The organism is Enterococcus camelliae (assembly GCF_042685105.1).
Lineage (GTDB): Bacteria > Bacillota > Bacilli > Lactobacillales > Enterococcaceae > Enterococcus_G > Enterococcus_G camelliae.
On sequence record NZ_JBHUMO010000005.1, the window covers coordinates 16,541 to 32,495 of the forward strand.

At 37.4% G+C, this 15,955-nt stretch carries 15 protein-coding genes and 1 tRNA gene; 7 read left to right on the forward strand and 9 right to left on the reverse strand.

Features of this window, described 5'->3' with window-relative positions; translation table 11 throughout:
• Window positions 1-15: 15 nt before the first annotated feature.
• The 4 genes from ACFSR0_RS01075 to ACFSR0_RS01090 form a co-directional block, all read right to left on the reverse strand.
• Window positions 16-522, reverse strand: a complete 507-nt coding sequence (locus ACFSR0_RS01075) for a DNA topology modulation protein FlaR (RefSeq protein WP_379979037.1) — start codon at window positions 520-522, stop codon at window positions 16-18.
• A gap of 7 nt (window positions 523-529) precedes the next feature.
• Window positions 530-1,357 (reverse strand): glycosyltransferase family 8 protein, encoded by an 828-nt coding sequence (locus ACFSR0_RS01080; protein ID WP_379979039.1) that lies wholly within the window; start codon window positions 1,355-1,357, stop codon window positions 530-532.
• Window positions 1,358-1,550: 193 nt separating this feature from the next.
• A tRNA-Ser gene (locus ACFSR0_RS01085) sits at window positions 1,551-1,638 on the reverse strand.
• A 113-nt stretch (window positions 1,639-1,751) separates the two neighbouring features.
• A complete protein-coding gene (locus ACFSR0_RS01090; RefSeq protein WP_379979041.1) occupies window positions 1,752-2,306 on the reverse strand; it encodes a TetR/AcrR family transcriptional regulator in 555 nt (184 codons plus the stop codon).
• A gap of 179 nt (window positions 2,307-2,485) precedes the next feature.
• Here ACFSR0_RS01090 and ACFSR0_RS01095 point away from each other — a divergent pair, with 179 nt between their 5' ends.
• From ACFSR0_RS01095 to ACFSR0_RS01115, 5 genes are all read left to right on the forward strand, one after another.
• Entirely contained in the window at window positions 2,486-3,244 is a 759-nt protein-coding gene (locus ACFSR0_RS01095) for a threonine/serine exporter family protein (RefSeq protein ID WP_379979043.1), read from the forward strand.
• Window positions 3,244-3,693: a threonine/serine exporter family protein gene (locus ACFSR0_RS01100; protein ID WP_379979045.1), complete on the forward strand. Its 450-nt coding sequence runs from the start codon at window positions 3,244-3,246 to the stop codon at window positions 3,691-3,693. Before ACFSR0_RS01095 ends, ACFSR0_RS01100 begins: the two co-directional genes overlap by 1 nt.
• 156 nt (window positions 3,694-3,849) lie before the next feature.
• A complete protein-coding gene (locus ACFSR0_RS01105) occupies window positions 3,850-4,446 on the forward strand; it encodes a TVP38/TMEM64 family protein (protein ID WP_379979047.1) in 597 nt (198 codons plus the stop codon).
• 114 nt (window positions 4,447-4,560) lie between these two features.
• Window positions 4,561-6,354, forward strand: coding sequence for a glycerophosphoryl diester phosphodiesterase membrane domain-containing protein (locus ACFSR0_RS01110; RefSeq protein WP_379979049.1), 1,794 nt, complete (start codon window positions 4,561-4,563; stop codon window positions 6,352-6,354).
• Between the two features lie 125 nt (window positions 6,355-6,479).
• Window positions 6,480-6,629 (forward strand): hypothetical protein, encoded by a 150-nt coding sequence (locus ACFSR0_RS01115; RefSeq protein WP_379979051.1) that lies wholly within the window; start codon window positions 6,480-6,482, stop codon window positions 6,627-6,629.
• A 136-nt stretch (window positions 6,630-6,765) separates the two neighbouring features.
• Here ACFSR0_RS01115 and ACFSR0_RS01120 read toward each other — a convergent pair whose 3' ends face one another.
• Both ACFSR0_RS01120 and gdhA read right to left on the reverse strand, forming a co-directional pair.
• Window positions 6,766-8,112, reverse strand: coding sequence for a glucose-6-phosphate isomerase (locus ACFSR0_RS01120; RefSeq protein WP_379979053.1), 1,347 nt, complete (start codon window positions 8,110-8,112; stop codon window positions 6,766-6,768).
• A gap of 98 nt (window positions 8,113-8,210) precedes the next feature.
• Window positions 8,211-9,557 (reverse strand): NADP-specific glutamate dehydrogenase, encoded by a 1,347-nt coding sequence (gdhA, locus tag ACFSR0_RS01125; RefSeq protein ID WP_379979055.1) that lies wholly within the window; start codon window positions 9,555-9,557, stop codon window positions 8,211-8,213.
• A gap of 101 nt (window positions 9,558-9,658) precedes the next feature.
• On the opposite strand from gdhA, the gene ACFSR0_RS01130 reads away from it, so the two are divergent.
• Entirely contained in the window at window positions 9,659-10,921 is a 1,263-nt protein-coding gene (locus ACFSR0_RS01130) for a BaiN/RdsA family NAD(P)/FAD-dependent oxidoreductase (RefSeq protein ID WP_379979057.1), read from the forward strand.
• Window positions 10,922-11,052: 131 nt separating this feature from the next.
• Here ACFSR0_RS01130 and ybaK read toward each other — a convergent pair whose 3' ends face one another.
• From ybaK to ACFSR0_RS01145, 3 genes are read right to left on the reverse strand one after another with little or no spacing between them, the layout of a single operon-like run.
• Window positions 11,053-11,541 carry a Cys-tRNA(Pro) deacylase gene (ybaK, locus tag ACFSR0_RS01135; protein WP_379979059.1) on the reverse strand — a complete coding sequence of 163 codons (489 nt, stop codon included), beginning with the start codon at window positions 11,539-11,541 and terminating at the stop codon, window positions 11,053-11,055.
• A 1-nt stretch (window position 11,542) separates the two neighbouring features.
• Window positions 11,543-12,313, reverse strand: a complete 771-nt coding sequence (gene aroD / locus ACFSR0_RS01140) for a type I 3-dehydroquinate dehydratase (RefSeq protein WP_379979061.1) — start codon at window positions 12,311-12,313, stop codon at window positions 11,543-11,545.
• Window positions 12,314-12,329: 16 nt separating this feature from the next.
• Window positions 12,330-13,496 carry a class I SAM-dependent rRNA methyltransferase gene (locus tag ACFSR0_RS01145; RefSeq protein WP_379979063.1) on the reverse strand — a complete coding sequence of 389 codons (1,167 nt, stop codon included), beginning with the start codon at window positions 13,494-13,496 and terminating at the stop codon, window positions 12,330-12,332.
• Between the two features lie 226 nt (window positions 13,497-13,722).
• Here ACFSR0_RS01145 and ACFSR0_RS01150 point away from each other — a divergent pair, with 226 nt between their 5' ends.
• A complete protein-coding gene (locus tag ACFSR0_RS01150) occupies window positions 13,723-15,858 on the forward strand; it encodes an LTA synthase family protein (RefSeq protein ID WP_379979065.1) in 2,136 nt (711 codons plus the stop codon).
• Window positions 15,859-15,955 lie beyond the last annotated feature (97 nt).

The following is a 15,955-nucleotide window of genomic DNA, read 5'->3' on the forward strand; positions in this document are numbered from 1 at the left end:
AACCTCTTCCTTATTTTATGAAATCGTTTGGTAAATATTATCTAATTCTCGTTGATTGCGGATCATGACAACTTTCTCACCGTACGTTTGTTTAATCGATTGGTAACTAGCTCGTTTATCTTTTGTTCTACCATAGTATAGAATCCACAGCAGAAATTCCCAATCTAGCTTTTCTGGGCAATTATCCGCCATATCTGGACGACTTCGTCCAAAGTATTGCTTTGTTCGTTTTAGAACACGCCACAGACAATTCCACCTCGAAAACAAAAGAAGATAAATTTTATCGGCTTTTTCCAATCGTTCTTCATAAAAAAATTTCCGATAATTTCCATCAATTACCCAGTTTTCTTGACTTATAAAAGATTTTACCAGTGTTTCTGATTCTACGTTATCTCTTTCGTGCCAGTTATCAACAAAGTTCACTTGATCCATATGCAAAAGTGGCAATTGCCTATCTAAGGCAATGGTTCTAGCCAATGTGGATTTTCCACTACCACTATACCCCATAACCAACACTTTCATTTTAATTTCACTCTACTTTCCTTGCTTGATTAGCAAAATATTTATACAAACTAGCGAATCTCCCAGTATAGTTTGGATCCCATGGTTTTTCTTTACCACAAAAATGCAGAAAAACAGTTTCGCCAATCACCCAATCAAGCGTCCACTTTCCTTTGCTTATTAATTCATAAGTTGTCTTCTTTCGCACATCGTAATTATATTTCTCATCTGGTAAAGAGACAATTCGATCGCCATACAACGCATTTAAAACATCTTGATCTGGCAATAACAAATTAAATGTATTTTCACTTATAAATTGATAAATATCAGCTCTTTTTACCTTTTTTCGAATCATGGGAAGGTTCATAAGTAGCACGCCTGAATTGAAATAGCCTTCAGATTCATAACTCTTTAACCGAACCTTATTGATAACATTGGTTAAGTTGGTCAGTTTAGCATGACTACATGCCCCATACAAATTATTGCCTAAATCAAATTCAAATACAGACTTCCAGTTGTTTAGACACAGGATATCTGCATCAAGGTACAAAATTGTTTGTAAGTCTTCAGGAAGATATTCATGTGCCAATAAACGATAGTAAATGGTATCCGGATAACGTTCGGAAACAGGCGCTTCTTTAAAATCATGGGGATTTACCAGAATGGGATGATAAAGAATACCTTGTTTTTGACAAAAAACTGATAGCTCAGTCATCTTGTGCAATGTTTTTTTCACCATCACATAGGCATGGATTGTTTCCCCTTCCTTACTTGCCGTCTTAATAGATAGTAAAGTCGTTTTTAATTGTTCAACATAAGAGTCGTCAATCGAAAATAAGAAGTTGTACTCACTCATTCCTTTGTCTCTCCTTTTTTACTTATTACTTTTATTATACATCAACCTTTTCCAATTTTTATGGTAAAAAAGATCCTCCGCATCATGCTACGGCAATCTGCTAAAATCTATTTTTAATCTTTGACAAAGCGGTCCTTTTTCATAAAAAGCGGTGAACAACTATAGATGTCGTCCACCGCAATCATTGCTATTAAGGAGAGTACGGGATTTGAACCCGTGCACCGGTATAAGCCGGCTCGCTGGATTTCGAGTCCAGTGCATTACCACTCTGCCAACTCTCCATGACCATTATTTTCTTCTTTTCAGATTTAAAAGTCAAGTGTTTTTTTATAAAGAGAAGCCATCAGAGAATTCCTTTATTTCCACTATACTAAATAAAGAAATCTCTGTTTTTTTATTTTTTAGGAACGCCCAAGAGTGCCACAAATTGTTCCAACAATTTCTTTTCTTGCTCAAGTGACGGATGAATAATACCGGATTTCTTTAAAAGTGCCATGCCTGTTGAGGCTATCCACATACGGTCGTGTAGATGACCAATAGCTTCTTCAGATAAATCACCATGTTCAGGCACTAGTATTTCATGGTTTTTCAAAAAATATGCCATCGATTGTTGGTACAGTTCAGTACCTGACCCACTATTTTCAAAAAATAGCGCTTTAAAAATTTGTGGGTTGGTTTGAGCGAAATCAATGTAACGAGTCCACTCAGCCAGAGTTGCTTTTTCATCTTTGTTTGTAGGTGGTACGTCTATGCCAATTTCATCGAGTAATTGCTCAATAAGTGTTCGTTTCAACTCATTCATACTTTTAAAGTGCATGTAGATGGGTTGGGTTGACCCTCCCATTTTTTTTGCAATATTACGTGCGGTGAAATGTTCAAAGCCACTTTCTGCTACCAATTTACGTGCTGCTTTTAGAATTTGCTCTTTTGTATAGACCTTATGACGCATAAACTCCCTCCTATCCGTAGACTACTTGCAACTATCTTACTCTTATTTTAAAAGATAGCCCAAAAAAAGCAAAGGTTATTTGTTTTTTTATCAAAGTTTCTTTAATCTAATCTTGTCGCGATTTCTTTGAAAGGGTAAACTGTAGTTGCATTATTTTAACAAATTGAGGAGAGGGTTTCATGACAGACTCACGTGATTTATTAATGGAAACATGTCTTCTTGCTGGACGAATCATGATGGAAAATGGTTCTGAGGTCTATCGAGTAGAAGATACCATGAATCGGATTGCAAAAAATGGTGGTGAACCCAAAAGTGTCAGCTATGTCACTGCCACAGGTATTTTTATGAGTTTTCGTAATCAACAATTGACGCAGATTGAAAGTGTGGGCGATCGTTTGATTAATCTTGAGAAAGTCGTGGCTGTTAATCGACTCTCGCGCGAATTTGCAGAGAATAAAATAACGCTTCAAACGTTGAATCACTCGTTAAAAGAAGCCAACCAACATACGCCGTCCTTTCCTTTGTATTTACAGATTATTTGTGCAGGCATCGTCAGCAGTACGCTAATGTATGCCTTTGGTGGTACTTGGATGGAATTTTTCCCGACTTTTTTGGTAGGTGCCTCGGGCTTTTTTGTTAGCATCTTTATAAAAAAACGTATAGAATTGCGCTTTTTTGATATGTTTTTTGCCTCATTTTTGATTGGCGTTATTGCTATTTTATTGGGTCATTTTTTTCAGTCAATGAACGCCGATCATATCATCATTGGAGGTGTTATGCCATTGGTTCCAGGAGTAGCTATCACCAACTCTTTTCGGGATATCCTCGCCGGGCATATTATCAGCGGTCAAGCTAGAGGTACTGAGGCAATTATCGTTGCTTCTGCCATTGCCGTTGGAATTGCAACGGCATTAACGCTTTTAGGAGGGCTTCTTTAATGAACTGGTTGATGCAATTATTACTTAGTTATTTGGGAACTATCGCCTTTGGTGTGCTAACAAACATCCCTAGAAAGGCCTTGCATGCTTGTGGTATAACAGGAATGATTAGTTGGCTAATCTTTCTTTTCCTTCGAGAACATTCCTTTGGGATTGGTTCTGCCAATTTTTTTGCGGCGTTTTTCATAGGATTGGCAAGTGTTTACTTCTCAAGAAGAAAAAAAATGCCCATGATTATCTTTATTGTTCCCAGTATTGTCCCATTAGTTCCTGGCGCACCAGCTTACCAAGCAGTCAGAGAATTTGTTTTGGGTAATTCAGGAGTGGGCGTTCAGAATATGTTGACGGTCATTCTAACAGCTGGCGCAATTGCAGCTGCATTCATGATGACAAGTTTGGTAGAACAATTGGTTTTAAAATGGCACTATGTTAAAAAAAATCGTTCGTAAGTCCCATTTATTTGTTAAGAGCAATTGGTATAATGGTGTTGAGAAATCATCGTGCTATCTTACAAAACCGTTCGTAACATTTCGATGATTTTACTAGTATTTTTCGGTTTTTCTGTTTATGATAGAGAAAATAAACAATAAAGGGGGACAGAAAGAATGAATGTAGCAATTTCACGACGGATTATAAACATCATTTCAGTAATAGGTATCGGTTTTTCCGTAGCTTTGGCTGTCTATTTTTACAATCTTGGTGTTTTTAAAGACATTAATTCATTAAGAGGATTAGTTGGCACGTCGACAGTTATTGGTCCAATCATCTTTATTCTTATCCAAATATTGCAGGTTGTTATTCCAATTATTCCAGGTGGTATTTCAACTGCCGCTGGTGTGTTAATATTTGGACCTTATGCTGGTTTTCTATACAATTACATTGGCATTTGCGTCGGTTCCTTGATTATTTTTCTGTTAGCACGGCGTTATGGCAAACCGTTCATATTAAGCATGATGAGTGAACACACTTATAACAAATATTCGAATTGGTTAACAAATGAAAAACGGTTTGAACGATTTTTCGCATTAGCCATTTTCTTACCAGTTGCACCAGATGATGCACTCTGTTTGATGGCAGGTCTTACGAAGATATCCTTTAAGCGATATGCCTTCATTATTTTCTTGGCCAAACCTTTCTCAATTTATCTTTACAGCCTTGCGCTTATTTATGGCGGAACATTTTTATCTAGTTTACTTGGTTAACTATAAACACTTAACATTCCTAAGTGGTGACTACCAGTTGTCAGAGCTTTTTTGACAAACCATTGCGTAGCCACCATTTAGATGTTTTTTTTTATTTTCTGGAGGGATGCTTACATGAAGACATTGAAAAAAGATTTTTTCTGGCCACTCACTTTTTTCAAAAACAGTCGAGCCTATTTCCGTGATGTGATACTTGCCCATTTGTTTATCCTAATTATTGCTATACCTGGGCTCACACTATTGACAAAATTTTTACTGGATCAAACCGATAGTACCTATTTTTCAATTTCAAATTTTCCACAAGCGATATATCACCAACCTATTCTCTTTCTGGCCTTTATTCTTTTGCTTCTTACTTTTTTAGCTATTTTATATTTGGAGTTTTCTTTTTTGCTGTATAGTATGTTTTTTATCCAAAAACAACAATCCGTATCTGTCAAAAAAATTTTTTCATTGGCGAAAAAGCAACTAAAATCGCTTAATGCGGCCGTTGTGTTCTTTTTTCTTTTTTACATTGTTTTACTATTCCCCTTTAGTTTTTTGCCGTATCGATCCGATTTGTTAGCCAAAGTCCAAATACCAGCTTTCATACTTGATTATATTTTTACAAATCGCTGGCTTTTCGTTGTTGGTTTTTGTCTGATATATCTTTTTTTCCTCTATCTTGGTTATCGATTGTTTTTTGTATTACCGGATCTTATTTTAAATCGCTCCACTGTCAAACATGCAGTTCGAACAAGTTTTGCTTTAACAAAAAAAACTTTTCTATTTATGTTAGGTAGTTTTGGCCTCTTATTTCTTATGATAAGTCTGATGAATACCCTTATTTTTTCAATTGTTTCGTTTAGTCAATTTTATTTTGATCGTGCTCTCCCATCTATTTCAATCTACTCTGCTGTTTTCTTTATGCTTTGTTTACAAATCATGCTAGTCGTTTCACTCGTACTCACAACTTTTAGCAGTTTTTATTATATGATCTTTATGATGGAAAAAGAGAAATGTTTGCCTGAAATTGATGAGAGTCTGCCCGCTTCCGTTTCTGCTACTCAACTCAAAATGAGCAAATACTTATTCCTTTTTTTAGGAATTCTCTTGAGTGGGGCAACATTGACTTACAATTTTAACTATTTACAAGCTTTTTCAATCAAAAATCCAATAACCATTTCGCATCGCGGCGTATCCGATAAGAACGGTATTCAAAATACGATTCCAAGTTTAGTCAAAACCTCAAAAGAATTTCATCCAGATTATGTTGAAATGGATGTTCAAGAAACCAGTGACCATCACTTTATCGTTTTTCACGACTTTAATTACAACCATCTGGCCAATAAAAGACTCGTTCCTGAGCGTAATACCCTGGAGACAGCTTTAAATTTAACTCTTAAAGAGAACGGGCAAACGGGGAAAATTCCAACTTTTGATGATTATTTAAAAGCAGCTCAAGCATTAAACCAAAAGCTACTGATTGAAATCAAAACACAGAAAAAGAACCCTGAAGCGATGGTTAAGAGATTTTTAGAACAGTACGGTAGCATTATTAAAAAGGAACATCATCAAGTTCAGTCGTTAAACTACGATGTGGTAGAACAAATGAAAACCTTGTCGCCAAGCATCAAGACAGGCTATATTACACCTTTTAATCTTGTAAGTCCGCCTACAACAAAGGGCGATTTTATCGTAATGGAAATGACTTCCTTGACTACTAAATATGTTTCTCTCGTTCAAAAAAAAGGGAAAGAAATCTATGTGTGGACACCAAATGATAAAAACACAATGGAAAGAATGATGCTTTATGGCGTTAATGGGATTATTACTGATCGGATGGATTATTTAAATCAAACCAAAAGAGACATTCACAATATTAGTTATGCAGATAAATTAGCGTTTTTTGTTCTTGGATTCGGTTAACCTTTTTAAAAATTTAATTAAGAAAGAAACGATATTTTTGAAAAATAAATGAAAAGGTGGTAGCTTAGAGATGGTGTTAGGGAATAACACCATCTCATCATATAAAAAAGAAGGAGGAATGACAAATGACTTTTACCAAAACAAATATGACTTATCGAATTGCGTTCGATTCTGTCAAAAATGCTTTCGTGGCCATTGATGCAACTGATGAACAACACTTTGCTTATGGCGTTACAATTGAAGATGCAATTAAGAACTTAAAATCCGACAAATAAGAGGAGTTCGATTGACAATGACTTGTGGACAGTCTGACGAAAACAAACAGTAGGGACCATTTTTAGACTAGAGCTAAAAATGGCCTTTTTTTTTGCACAAAAAAAGCACACTCAGTGAGTGTACTTTTTCGTGATTCTACAAGCGTGCATTCAATTCTTTTGATAATTCTTCATAGCCTGGTTTGCCTAGTAGGGCAAACATGTTCTTTTTATAAGCTTCCACTCCTGGTTGATCAAATGGATTCACGCCGTTCAAATAACCAGATACACCTACAGCAACTTCAAAGAAATACATTAAATACCCCAAAGTGTAGGCATCCATTGTTGGAATTTTCACCAATAGATTTGGTACTCCTCCATCTGTATGTGCAAGCAACACACCTTCAAATGCTTTTGTGTTAACAAAATCAACTTCTTTTCCTTGAAGATAACCTAATCCATCCAGATCAGCTTCTTGGGTAGGAATTGTCACTGATTTTCTTGCTTTTTCAACTTTTACGACTGTTTCAAAGATGTTCCGATTGCCTTCTTGAATAAATTGTCCTAAAGAATGCAAGTCAGTTGAAAAGTTTGCACTTGATGGATAGATTCCCTTTTGATCTTTTCCTTCCGATTCTCCGTATAACTGTTTCCACCATTCAGAAAAATATTGCATCCCTGGTTCATAGTTAATTAACAATTCAGTAACTTTTCCTTTACGATAAAGGATATTTCGTAGCGCCGCATATTGATAGGCTTCATTTTCTTCCAGTTTGTCGCTTGAATAAGCTTCACTTGCATCTGCAGCCCCCTGCATTAAGGCATCAATGTCTGCTCCACTAGCTGCGATAGGTAATAAACCAACAGCAGTTAAAACAGAAAAACGTCCACCAACATCATCAGGAATAACAAATGTTTCCCATTTTTCAGCATCTGCTTCCACTTTAACTGCTCCACGAGCTTTGTCTGTCGTAGCGTAAATTCGCTTATTGGCTTCTTCTTTTCCATATTTTTTAATTAATAATTCTTTGAATACACGGAATGCAATTGCAGGTTCCGTTGTCGTACCTGATTTGGAGATGACGTTGACAGAAAAATCACGGTCCCCAATTACTTCTATTAAGTCAGCAAGGTACGTAGAGGAAATAGAATTTCCTGCAAAAAAGACTTGTGGGCAGCTTCTTTCTGATTTTGGTAAAACATTGTAAAAAGAATGGTGTAGAAATTCTATAGCTGCTCGCGCGCCAAGGTAAGAGCCACCAATACCGATTACAACTAATACTTCTGAGTCATCTTGAATTTTTTTGGCAGCCTGTTTGATACGTGCAAATTCCTCTTTGTCATAATCCTTAGGTAAGTTCAACCATCCACGAAAATCACTGCCAGGACCTGTTCCTTCACGCAACATTTTATCTGCTGCTGAAATCATTCCTTGCATATACCCTAATTCATGTTCATTAATGAATGGGGCAACTTTTGAATAATCAAATGCGATATGGGCCATTTTTTCTCCTCCTATGAGATAAATTAACTACAAATTAACTTTACTTTTTTTTTGATAAAATGGCAAGCAAAGATTGATGCACCGCCTATCGCCTCAAACTAGACAAGTCCTTGTCTAAGCATTGCTTTAGCAACTTTTTCAAACCCGGAAATATTCGCTCCCAGAACAAAATTATTTTTTTGTCCATAGTTCACAGCTGTATCGTAACAAGCTTGATAGATTTCTTTCATGATACCATCTAGTCGTGCATCTACTTCCGCGAAGGTCCATTGTAAACGTTGAGCATTTTGACTCATTTCTAATGCAGATACCGCTACACCACCAGCATTAGCCGCTTTACCTGGGCAATAATAAATACCATTTGACACAAAGTAATTAGCTGCTTCAAGTGAAGCAGGCATGTTCGCCCCTTCGGCAACCACTGATACACCATTTCTTACTAACCGTTTTGCTGCTTCTTCGTCAATTTCGTTTTGCGTTGCACATGGGAAAGCTAACTCGGCCGAAATTTCTTTATCCCATAACGATCCTTCAAAATACTGAGCGCTCGCTTTTTCGTTTACATAGGCCGTCAAGCGTTCTCTTCTAACTTCTTTTATTTCTTTAAGTAGGCTGAGATCAATGCCATTCTCATCAATAATATAACCATTTGAATCTGAACAACTTATGACAGTCGCACCTAATTCCTGCAATTTTTCAATTGCATAAATTGCGACATTTCCACTACCAGAAACCAACGCTTTTCGGCCCTCAATGTTTTTTTGCTGATCTGCTAATAAATGTTTAACAAAATAGACTACCCCATAGCCCGTTGCTTCTGTGCGTGTCAAGCTCCCCCAAAATTCTAGCGGTTTGCCAGTTAATACGCCCGCATCGTAAGAACGAAGACGTTTATACATACCGAAAAGATAGCCAATTTCTCTGCCACCTACACCAATATCACCCGCTGGAACATCTAAATTGGGGCCAATGTACTTACTTAGTTCAAGCATAAAGCTTTGACAAAAACGCATAATTTCTTGATCTGATTTTCCTTTTGGATCAAAGTCACTGCCACCTTTTCCGCCACCAATTGGTAAACCAGTCAAGGCATTTTTAAAAATTTGTTCAAATGCTAGAAATTTCAGGATACTAAGATTGACAGATGGATGGAAACGGAGCCCACCTTTGTAAGGTCCCAAAGCTGAATTAAATTGAATACGATACCCTCGATTAACTTGCCAATTCCCTTGATCATCTTGCCAAGGAACACGAAATTGCAAAAGACGCTCAGGCTCTGTTAAAACAGATAGTAAATCATTTTGCTCAATTTCAGGGTGATCTTCTAAAAATGGTGCAATCGTCGAAAGAAATTCATCTACCGCTTGCAAAAATTCAGGTTGATGTGGGTCATTTTCATGAATTTTTGTTTGAATTTTCTGAATATAATTTGTAGTATTTGACATGTAAGTTCCTCCTTTTTTTGATACTATATATAGTATCAAAAAATAATCGAGGTTGCATGCTTTTTTTACATTGGAATGTTACCTTACTTAATGGAGGGTTTATGAATAAAAATTATGATGTGATTGTCGTTGGTGGTGGGACAAGTGGCATGATGGCCAGTATTGCTGCGGCGGAGCAAGGATCAAATGTACTCTTAATTGATAAAAATAAAAAATATGGCAAAAAACTTTTAATGACTGGCGGTGGACGTTGCAACGTAACTAACAACCGAGAAGTAGATGATTTAATCCGCCATATTCCTGGTAATGGTCGTTTCCTTTATAGCACGTTTGCACAATTTAACAACTTTGATGTAATGGCTTTTTTTGAAAGCCATGGAGTCTCCTTAAAGGAAGAAGATCATGGACGAATGTTTCCAATAACAAACAAGTCTAAGACCATTGTTGATACGTTGATCAATACCGCAAAAGAACTAGGTGTGACGCTACTCCCCAACACCACGGTCAAATCCCTTTTGTTCGATGACACCCACATAACAGGAGTCAAGACAGAATTTGAGACCTTCTCTGCTCCTTGTGTTGTCTTAACCACTGGTGGCAAAACGTATCCTTCCACTGGTTCAACAGGAGACGGCTATCGCTTTGCAAAATCAGTTGGACATACAATTGCTCCTTTGTATGCGACAGAATCTCCCTTATTATCAGATGAACCCTTTATCCAGTCCAAGGAGCTGCAAGGAATTTCCTTACGTGACTGTTTATTGCAAGTAGTGAATGCTCAAGGGAAACTTGTGACTGAGCACAAAATGGATCTCTTATTTACCCATTTTGGTCTTTCTGGTCCGGCGGCACTGCGTTGTTCTTCATTTGTCAATCAACTGTTAGAAACACAATCAAAAGTGTCCGTTATTCTGGATTGCTTTCCAGAACAAACAAAAGAAACGCTGATTCACACGCTATCCATGAAACTTAATCAGTCCAAAAAAGCGACCAAAAATGAGCTGGCCACTTTTTTACCAGAACGTCTGCTTGTTTTCTTTTTAAATCAATTGGGAGTAGCTGATACACCAGCAAATCAACTGACGGAATTGCAAATTTCTGGCATTGTTGACTTGTGGAAGGCATTTCCCATTCAGGTAAACAAAACGTTGCCTATTGAAAAGTCCTTTGTTACTGGTGGTGGAGTCAATACAAAGGAAATTCAGCCGAAAACCATGGAAAGCAAAAAGAAGAACGGTCTTTTCTTTGCAGGGGAATTGGTGGATGTAAATGGTTATACAGGCGGATTTAATATCACTGCTGCATTTTGTACGGGGCATTCTGCGGGGGTGCATGCGGCACTTGAGGCTTCCTATTTTCAATAAAAAAAAGAGTTGTGCAACAAATCCTTAAGACAGATTAGCTCTAGTTGAATACTCCTCCATAAAAGCATACTGGAAGCAATGATTAACTAGTGATACCTATCTGTCTTCGATTTGAGACCAACTCTTTTCGTTTAGGATGAAACAATATCGACAAATTTTCCTCGAACGACTGTTGCTAAAGCCTCAGCTTCCAACTCCATTTGTAACCCGCGTCGTCCTGCTGAGACAATTATCACTGCCCGTTCTTTGGCTTGTTGATCAATGTACGTTGGGAATAATTTCTTCATTCCAACTGGAGAACAACCTCCCCGGATATAGCCCGTTGTTTCCTCTAAGTCTTTGAGATGCAACATCTCAACTTTTTTATTTCCGCTTACTTGTGCGAGTTTCTTTAAGTCAACTTCATCTTCACCAGGTATCACGGCGACAATTGGTCCGGTTTTATTCCCCACGGCTACGAGCGTTTTAAAAATTCGATTTGCCTTGCCATCCATTTGAGAGGCAACATCACTTGCGCTGACATGATGTTCTGACCACTCATAAGTGTATTCCTTGTATGGAATTTTTTTTTGCTCAATCAGACGAATGGCGTTGGTCTTTGGTAGTTTCTTTTTTGCCAAACTAGTCACCCTCTATTTCTATTTGTTCAATTGCCATCGCTTCAATAAATGTGTTCATCGTTTCAATTGGAATTTGGCCAGGTGCTGACGCTTGGTTAAGCGAACAAAAACTCAGTACCGATCCAATTAATTCCCCACCGACACGGGTTACTTTTCCTAAGTCTCCCATGGCCATCACAGCTAAAGGTAAGTGATTAATGCCCTTTGCCCGTTGTATGATGTTCATAATGCGAAGAACGTCTTGTAGAGAATGCGGCATCGTTGCAATTTTCCCAATGTCTGCCCCGAATTGATTCATCATGCCAATTTGAAACATTAGTTGTCCATCAGGTGGGGTTTGATCAAAATGATGGGTGCTGATAATCGTTGTAACGTGTCCTGCTTTGATTTTTTGCATAAAGCCTCGACCTAAAAACTCAACCCTCGTTAATTCCAGATCAATCATGTCAACGCGTTGTGATTCCGCAATGACAGTGCATAGTCTTTCGTATTGTTTCAGTGATAGCTCTTGTTCACCGCCTTCTTCTTTGGTCCGAAAAGTAAACAATAAGATTTTTTCTCCCAATTCCATTCGAATCAAGGTTAGCGTTTCAATTAATTTGTCTTCTAAAAGCACATCTTCATAGTAATCAGCACGCCATTCAACTACTTGTGCCGCACTATGCGCTGCTTGATCTGCTTGTTTGACTAACTCCTCTTGGCTTCTTGCTGTTAATGGCACAGCAAGTTTGACCCGACCTTCTCCAAACGTAACTCCTTTTACTGTAACCATGTGTCGCCCCTCCATTTTAATCGATTCGTTGATAGAAAAGTACCTTTAAATATTCTCCCTCTGGAAAAAATTTGGTTGTTGCAAAATCAGCTGGTAAGGAGAAAACACTTTGCTTCTTCAGCTGAACTCCTTTCTTCAGGAAAGCTTGTTCAATCTGCTTTTCAAATTTGTCTAAAGGCAAATTCGCAGCATTTGTCGATGCAATTAACCAACCTTTTGATGATAAAATAGCCAAACTTTGCTCGATAAGTTCCCCATAATTTTTGGCAACAGTGAACACTCGCTTTTTATTGCGAGCAAAACTTGGTGGATCTAAAATAATACAGTCATAGAAAATCTCTTTACGCTTTGCATATTTAAAATAATCAAAGGTATCCATGACATAGATGTGCTGATCTTTCAAAGGCAGGTCATTCACTTGAAAGTGTTCTCTTGTCCGTTCAAGACTACGATTGGCCAAGTCAACACTGGTCGTTTCCTTTGCTCCACCTTTGGCAGCCGCAACCGAAAAAGCACCTGTGTAACTAAACATATTCAAAATCGATTTGCCTTGTAAAAAGCCTGACGCCAATTTGCCACGAACTTCTCTTTGATCTAAAAAAATCCCTGTCATCAGCCCATCATCCAAATACGTTGCATAGGTAATACCGTTTTCTTTGATTAAAAGAGGTTCCGGCGCTCTCTGTCCATATAAATGCCTTGACTCCTCTAATTTGGAAGCAAAGCGAATTTTCTCGTACGCACCCTTCACTTCCGGAAAAGCCGTTTGAAAAGCGGCTAGGATTTCTTCATTGTGATGATAAAGTGTCTCATTATACCATGAAAAAACAACATAACCATCATACCAATCAATTGTCAATCCACCTAAAGCATCTCCTTCTCCATTAAGCAAGCGGAAAGCCGTGGTTTCTGAACAACTAAAAAATGATTCTCGTTTCATCTTTGCGTGTAAAAATGTTTTTGCAAAAAAATCTTCATCAATTGGTCTTTTTTCTCTCGTTAAAACCCAACCAATGCCCTTGTTTTGTTTTCCAAGATAGCCTCTGCCTAGCTCTTCATTTCGCTGAGATTGGAAAATAACCCAATCATTAGAAAAAATTGTCTCTTCGATATCCTCTTTTTGGATTAGAGGAACTCCTTGCCTCAATTTTTTTTCTGCTTTCTTTGTAACTGTTACTTTCATTAAGTCACCTACTTCTTCAATTATAAATAGTATATCAAAAAATAAATCCATTTGTCTTTCTAGTTAGTTAAAGAAAAGTTTAATTTAAAAAAACGACCTTCTATATATTGCCGATTTATTTGACACTGGTTTCACAAGTGGGTAGAATAATGGGGATAGTTGAGAAGTTTCTAGAGAAATTTATTTACTGATTCATGACTAGTACAAAGAAAGTGGGGATCATTCCTTGTTTAAACAAAAGATAAGCTCGTTTATTAATACGAGATTGGGCTTCTTTTCATTATTAGCCGTATTGTTATGGTTAAAGAATATATTAGCCTTTACGGTGGACTTGAAAGTTGGCCTAGAAAATCCATTGCAGTATTTTATTGTGGCCATCAATCCAATCGCTTCTACCCTTTTGTTATTGTCGGTAGCATTATATATTCGGCGTAAAGCACCTTCATACGTGGTCATGATGATCGTTTATGCAGCGATGACCATTCTGCTTTATGCGAATGTCAATTATTACCGAGAATTTACTGATTTTATAACAATCAATACCATGTTAGGAGCTGGGAAAGTTTCGAGTGGTCTAGGCGAAAGTGCTTTGCGCTTGTTTCGATGGTACGATGTTTTCTATTTCGTAGATATCCTAGTCTTAATACTTGCTTTGGCTTTTAAAAAAATCAAAATGCAAGTCGCACCCGTTCGTGCACGTATGGCTTTCGCTGTCTCTGCACTCTCTATTATGATTTTCAGTGGGAATTTATTTCTTGCTGAAACGGATCGCCCTGAGTTATTAACCAGAACCTTTTCAAATGATTATTTAGTAAAATACTTGGGTATAAATACCTTCACAGGTTATGATGCTGTCCAAACCTATAAGACCAATCAAGTACGGGCGAAAGCGAGTGCGACGGATTTAGACGCCGTGAAGGAATACGTTCGTCAACACTATGCAGCTCCAAATGACAGTTTATTTGGTATTGCTAAGGGTCGCAATGTTATCTACATCCATTTAGAAAGTACTCAACAATTTATTATTAACTATAAACTAAAAGATGCGAATGGCGTCGAACATGAAGTAACACCCTTTCTAAATAGTCTATACAACAGTAATAGCACCTACAGTTTTGACAATTTCTTCCACCAAGTGAAAGCGGGTAAAACAAGTGATGCCGAAACACTGATGGAAAATTCACTATTTGGGCTAGATCAAGGTTCCCTATTCACGCAACTTGGTGGAAAAAATACGTTCCAATCTGCGCCAAATATTCTACAACAAACACAAGGCTACACAAGTGCAGTATTTCATGGGAATGTTGGGAATTTCTGGAATCGAAATGAAACGTACAAACATTTTGGATACGATTATTTCTTCGATTCTTCCTATTATGATGTGAATGATGAAAATTCATTCCAATATGGCTTAATGGACAAACCTTTCCTTAACCAATCAATAAAATATTTGGAACGGTTGCAACAACCTTTTTATTCAAAATTCATTTTAGTTTCAAATCATTTCCCATATTCAGAGTTATCGGGGAATGAAGCTGGCTTCCCACAAGCAACAACTGATGACGAAACCATCAACAACTACTTTGCAACTGAAAATTATATGGATACCGCGATTAAAGAATTTTTCGACTATCTCAAAGCGAGTGGTCTCTATGATAATTCGATTATTGTTCTTTATGGTGATCATTATGGTATCTCAAATTCAAGAAACAAAGAATTAGCAACTTTACTAGGGAAAACAAAAGATACTTGGACGGATTATGATAATGCCCAAATGCAACGAGTCCCTTATATGATTCATATTCCAGGTACGACCAGTGGTGGTGTGAACCACACATATGGTGGAGAAGTAGATGCATTGCCAACCCTGCTCCATCTTTTAGGAGTTGATACGAGTAAATATATCCAACTTGGACAAGATTTACTTTCAAAAGATCACAATCAAGTCGTAGCATTCAGAGATGGTAGCTTTGTCACACCAAATTATACCTATTATGGAGATACCCTTTATGAAAATGCGACTGGTCAGGCCGTTACAGAACCATCGGAAAAACTGAAAGCACAAGTAAAAGCTTGGAAAAAAGAAGTGCGAGAGCAATTAGACACCTCCGATACGATTAATAACGGGGACTTACTCCGATTCTATACAGATAGTGGTCTAACGACAATTGATTCAACGAAATATAGCTACTTGAAACAAATGGATCGTTTGGAAGCGATAGAAAATAAACTTGGCGAAAATTCAACCAGTGTTTACTCCAAGAATGGAAACAAATCTACCGTCGATTTATTTAAAACAGAAACCTACAAACAATTAAATCCAGATACGACCTCCACTACAGAATCCACAAGTGGCAAATAGCAAAACTCATTGTCCTAGGACGATAGATGCCTTAAAGAGCATCTATCGTCCTTTTTTGACTCCGATTTTTTTCTAGATATGTTCATATATAATTCAA

Excerpts from the sequence above, each read along its gene's own strand:
- ACFSR0_RS01145 (WP_379979063.1), bottom strand. The coding sequence starts at position 13,496 with ATGAAAGTAACAGTTACAAAGAAAGCAGAAAAAAAATTGAGGCAAGGA.
- ACFSR0_RS01120 (WP_379979053.1), bottom strand. The coding sequence starts at position 8,112 with ATGGCCCATATCGCATTTGATTATTCAAAAGTTGCCCCATTCATTAAT.
- ACFSR0_RS01115 (WP_379979051.1), top strand. The coding sequence starts at position 6,480 with ATGACTTTTACCAAAACAAATATGACTTATCGAATTGCGTTCGATTCT.
- ACFSR0_RS01130 (WP_379979057.1), top strand. The coding sequence starts at position 9,659 with ATGAATAAAAATTATGATGTGATTGTCGTTGGTGGTGGGACAAGTGGC.
- ACFSR0_RS01105 (WP_379979047.1), top strand. The coding sequence starts at position 3,850 with ATGAATGTAGCAATTTCACGACGGATTATAAACATCATTTCAGTAATA.
- ACFSR0_RS01100 (WP_379979045.1), top strand. The coding sequence starts at position 3,244 with ATGAACTGGTTGATGCAATTATTACTTAGTTATTTGGGAACTATCGCC.
- ACFSR0_RS01110 (WP_379979049.1), top strand. The coding sequence starts at position 4,561 with ATGAAGACATTGAAAAAAGATTTTTTCTGGCCACTCACTTTTTTCAAA.
- gdhA (WP_379979055.1), bottom strand. The coding sequence starts at position 9,557 with ATGTCAAATACTACAAATTATATTCAGAAAATTCAAACAAAAATTCAT.
- ACFSR0_RS01090 (WP_379979041.1), bottom strand. The coding sequence starts at position 2,306 with ATGCGTCATAAGGTCTATACAAAAGAGCAAATTCTAAAAGCAGCACGT.
- ACFSR0_RS01080 (WP_379979039.1), bottom strand. The coding sequence starts at position 1,357 with ATGAGTGAGTACAACTTCTTATTTTCGATTGACGACTCTTATGTTGAA.
- ACFSR0_RS01075 (WP_379979037.1), bottom strand. The coding sequence starts at position 522 with ATGAAAGTGTTGGTTATGGGGTATAGTGGTAGTGGAAAATCCACATTG.
- ACFSR0_RS01095 (WP_379979043.1), top strand. The coding sequence starts at position 2,486 with ATGACAGACTCACGTGATTTATTAATGGAAACATGTCTTCTTGCTGGA.
- aroD (WP_379979061.1), bottom strand. The coding sequence starts at position 12,313 with ATGGTTACAGTAAAAGGAGTTACGTTTGGAGAAGGTCGGGTCAAACTT.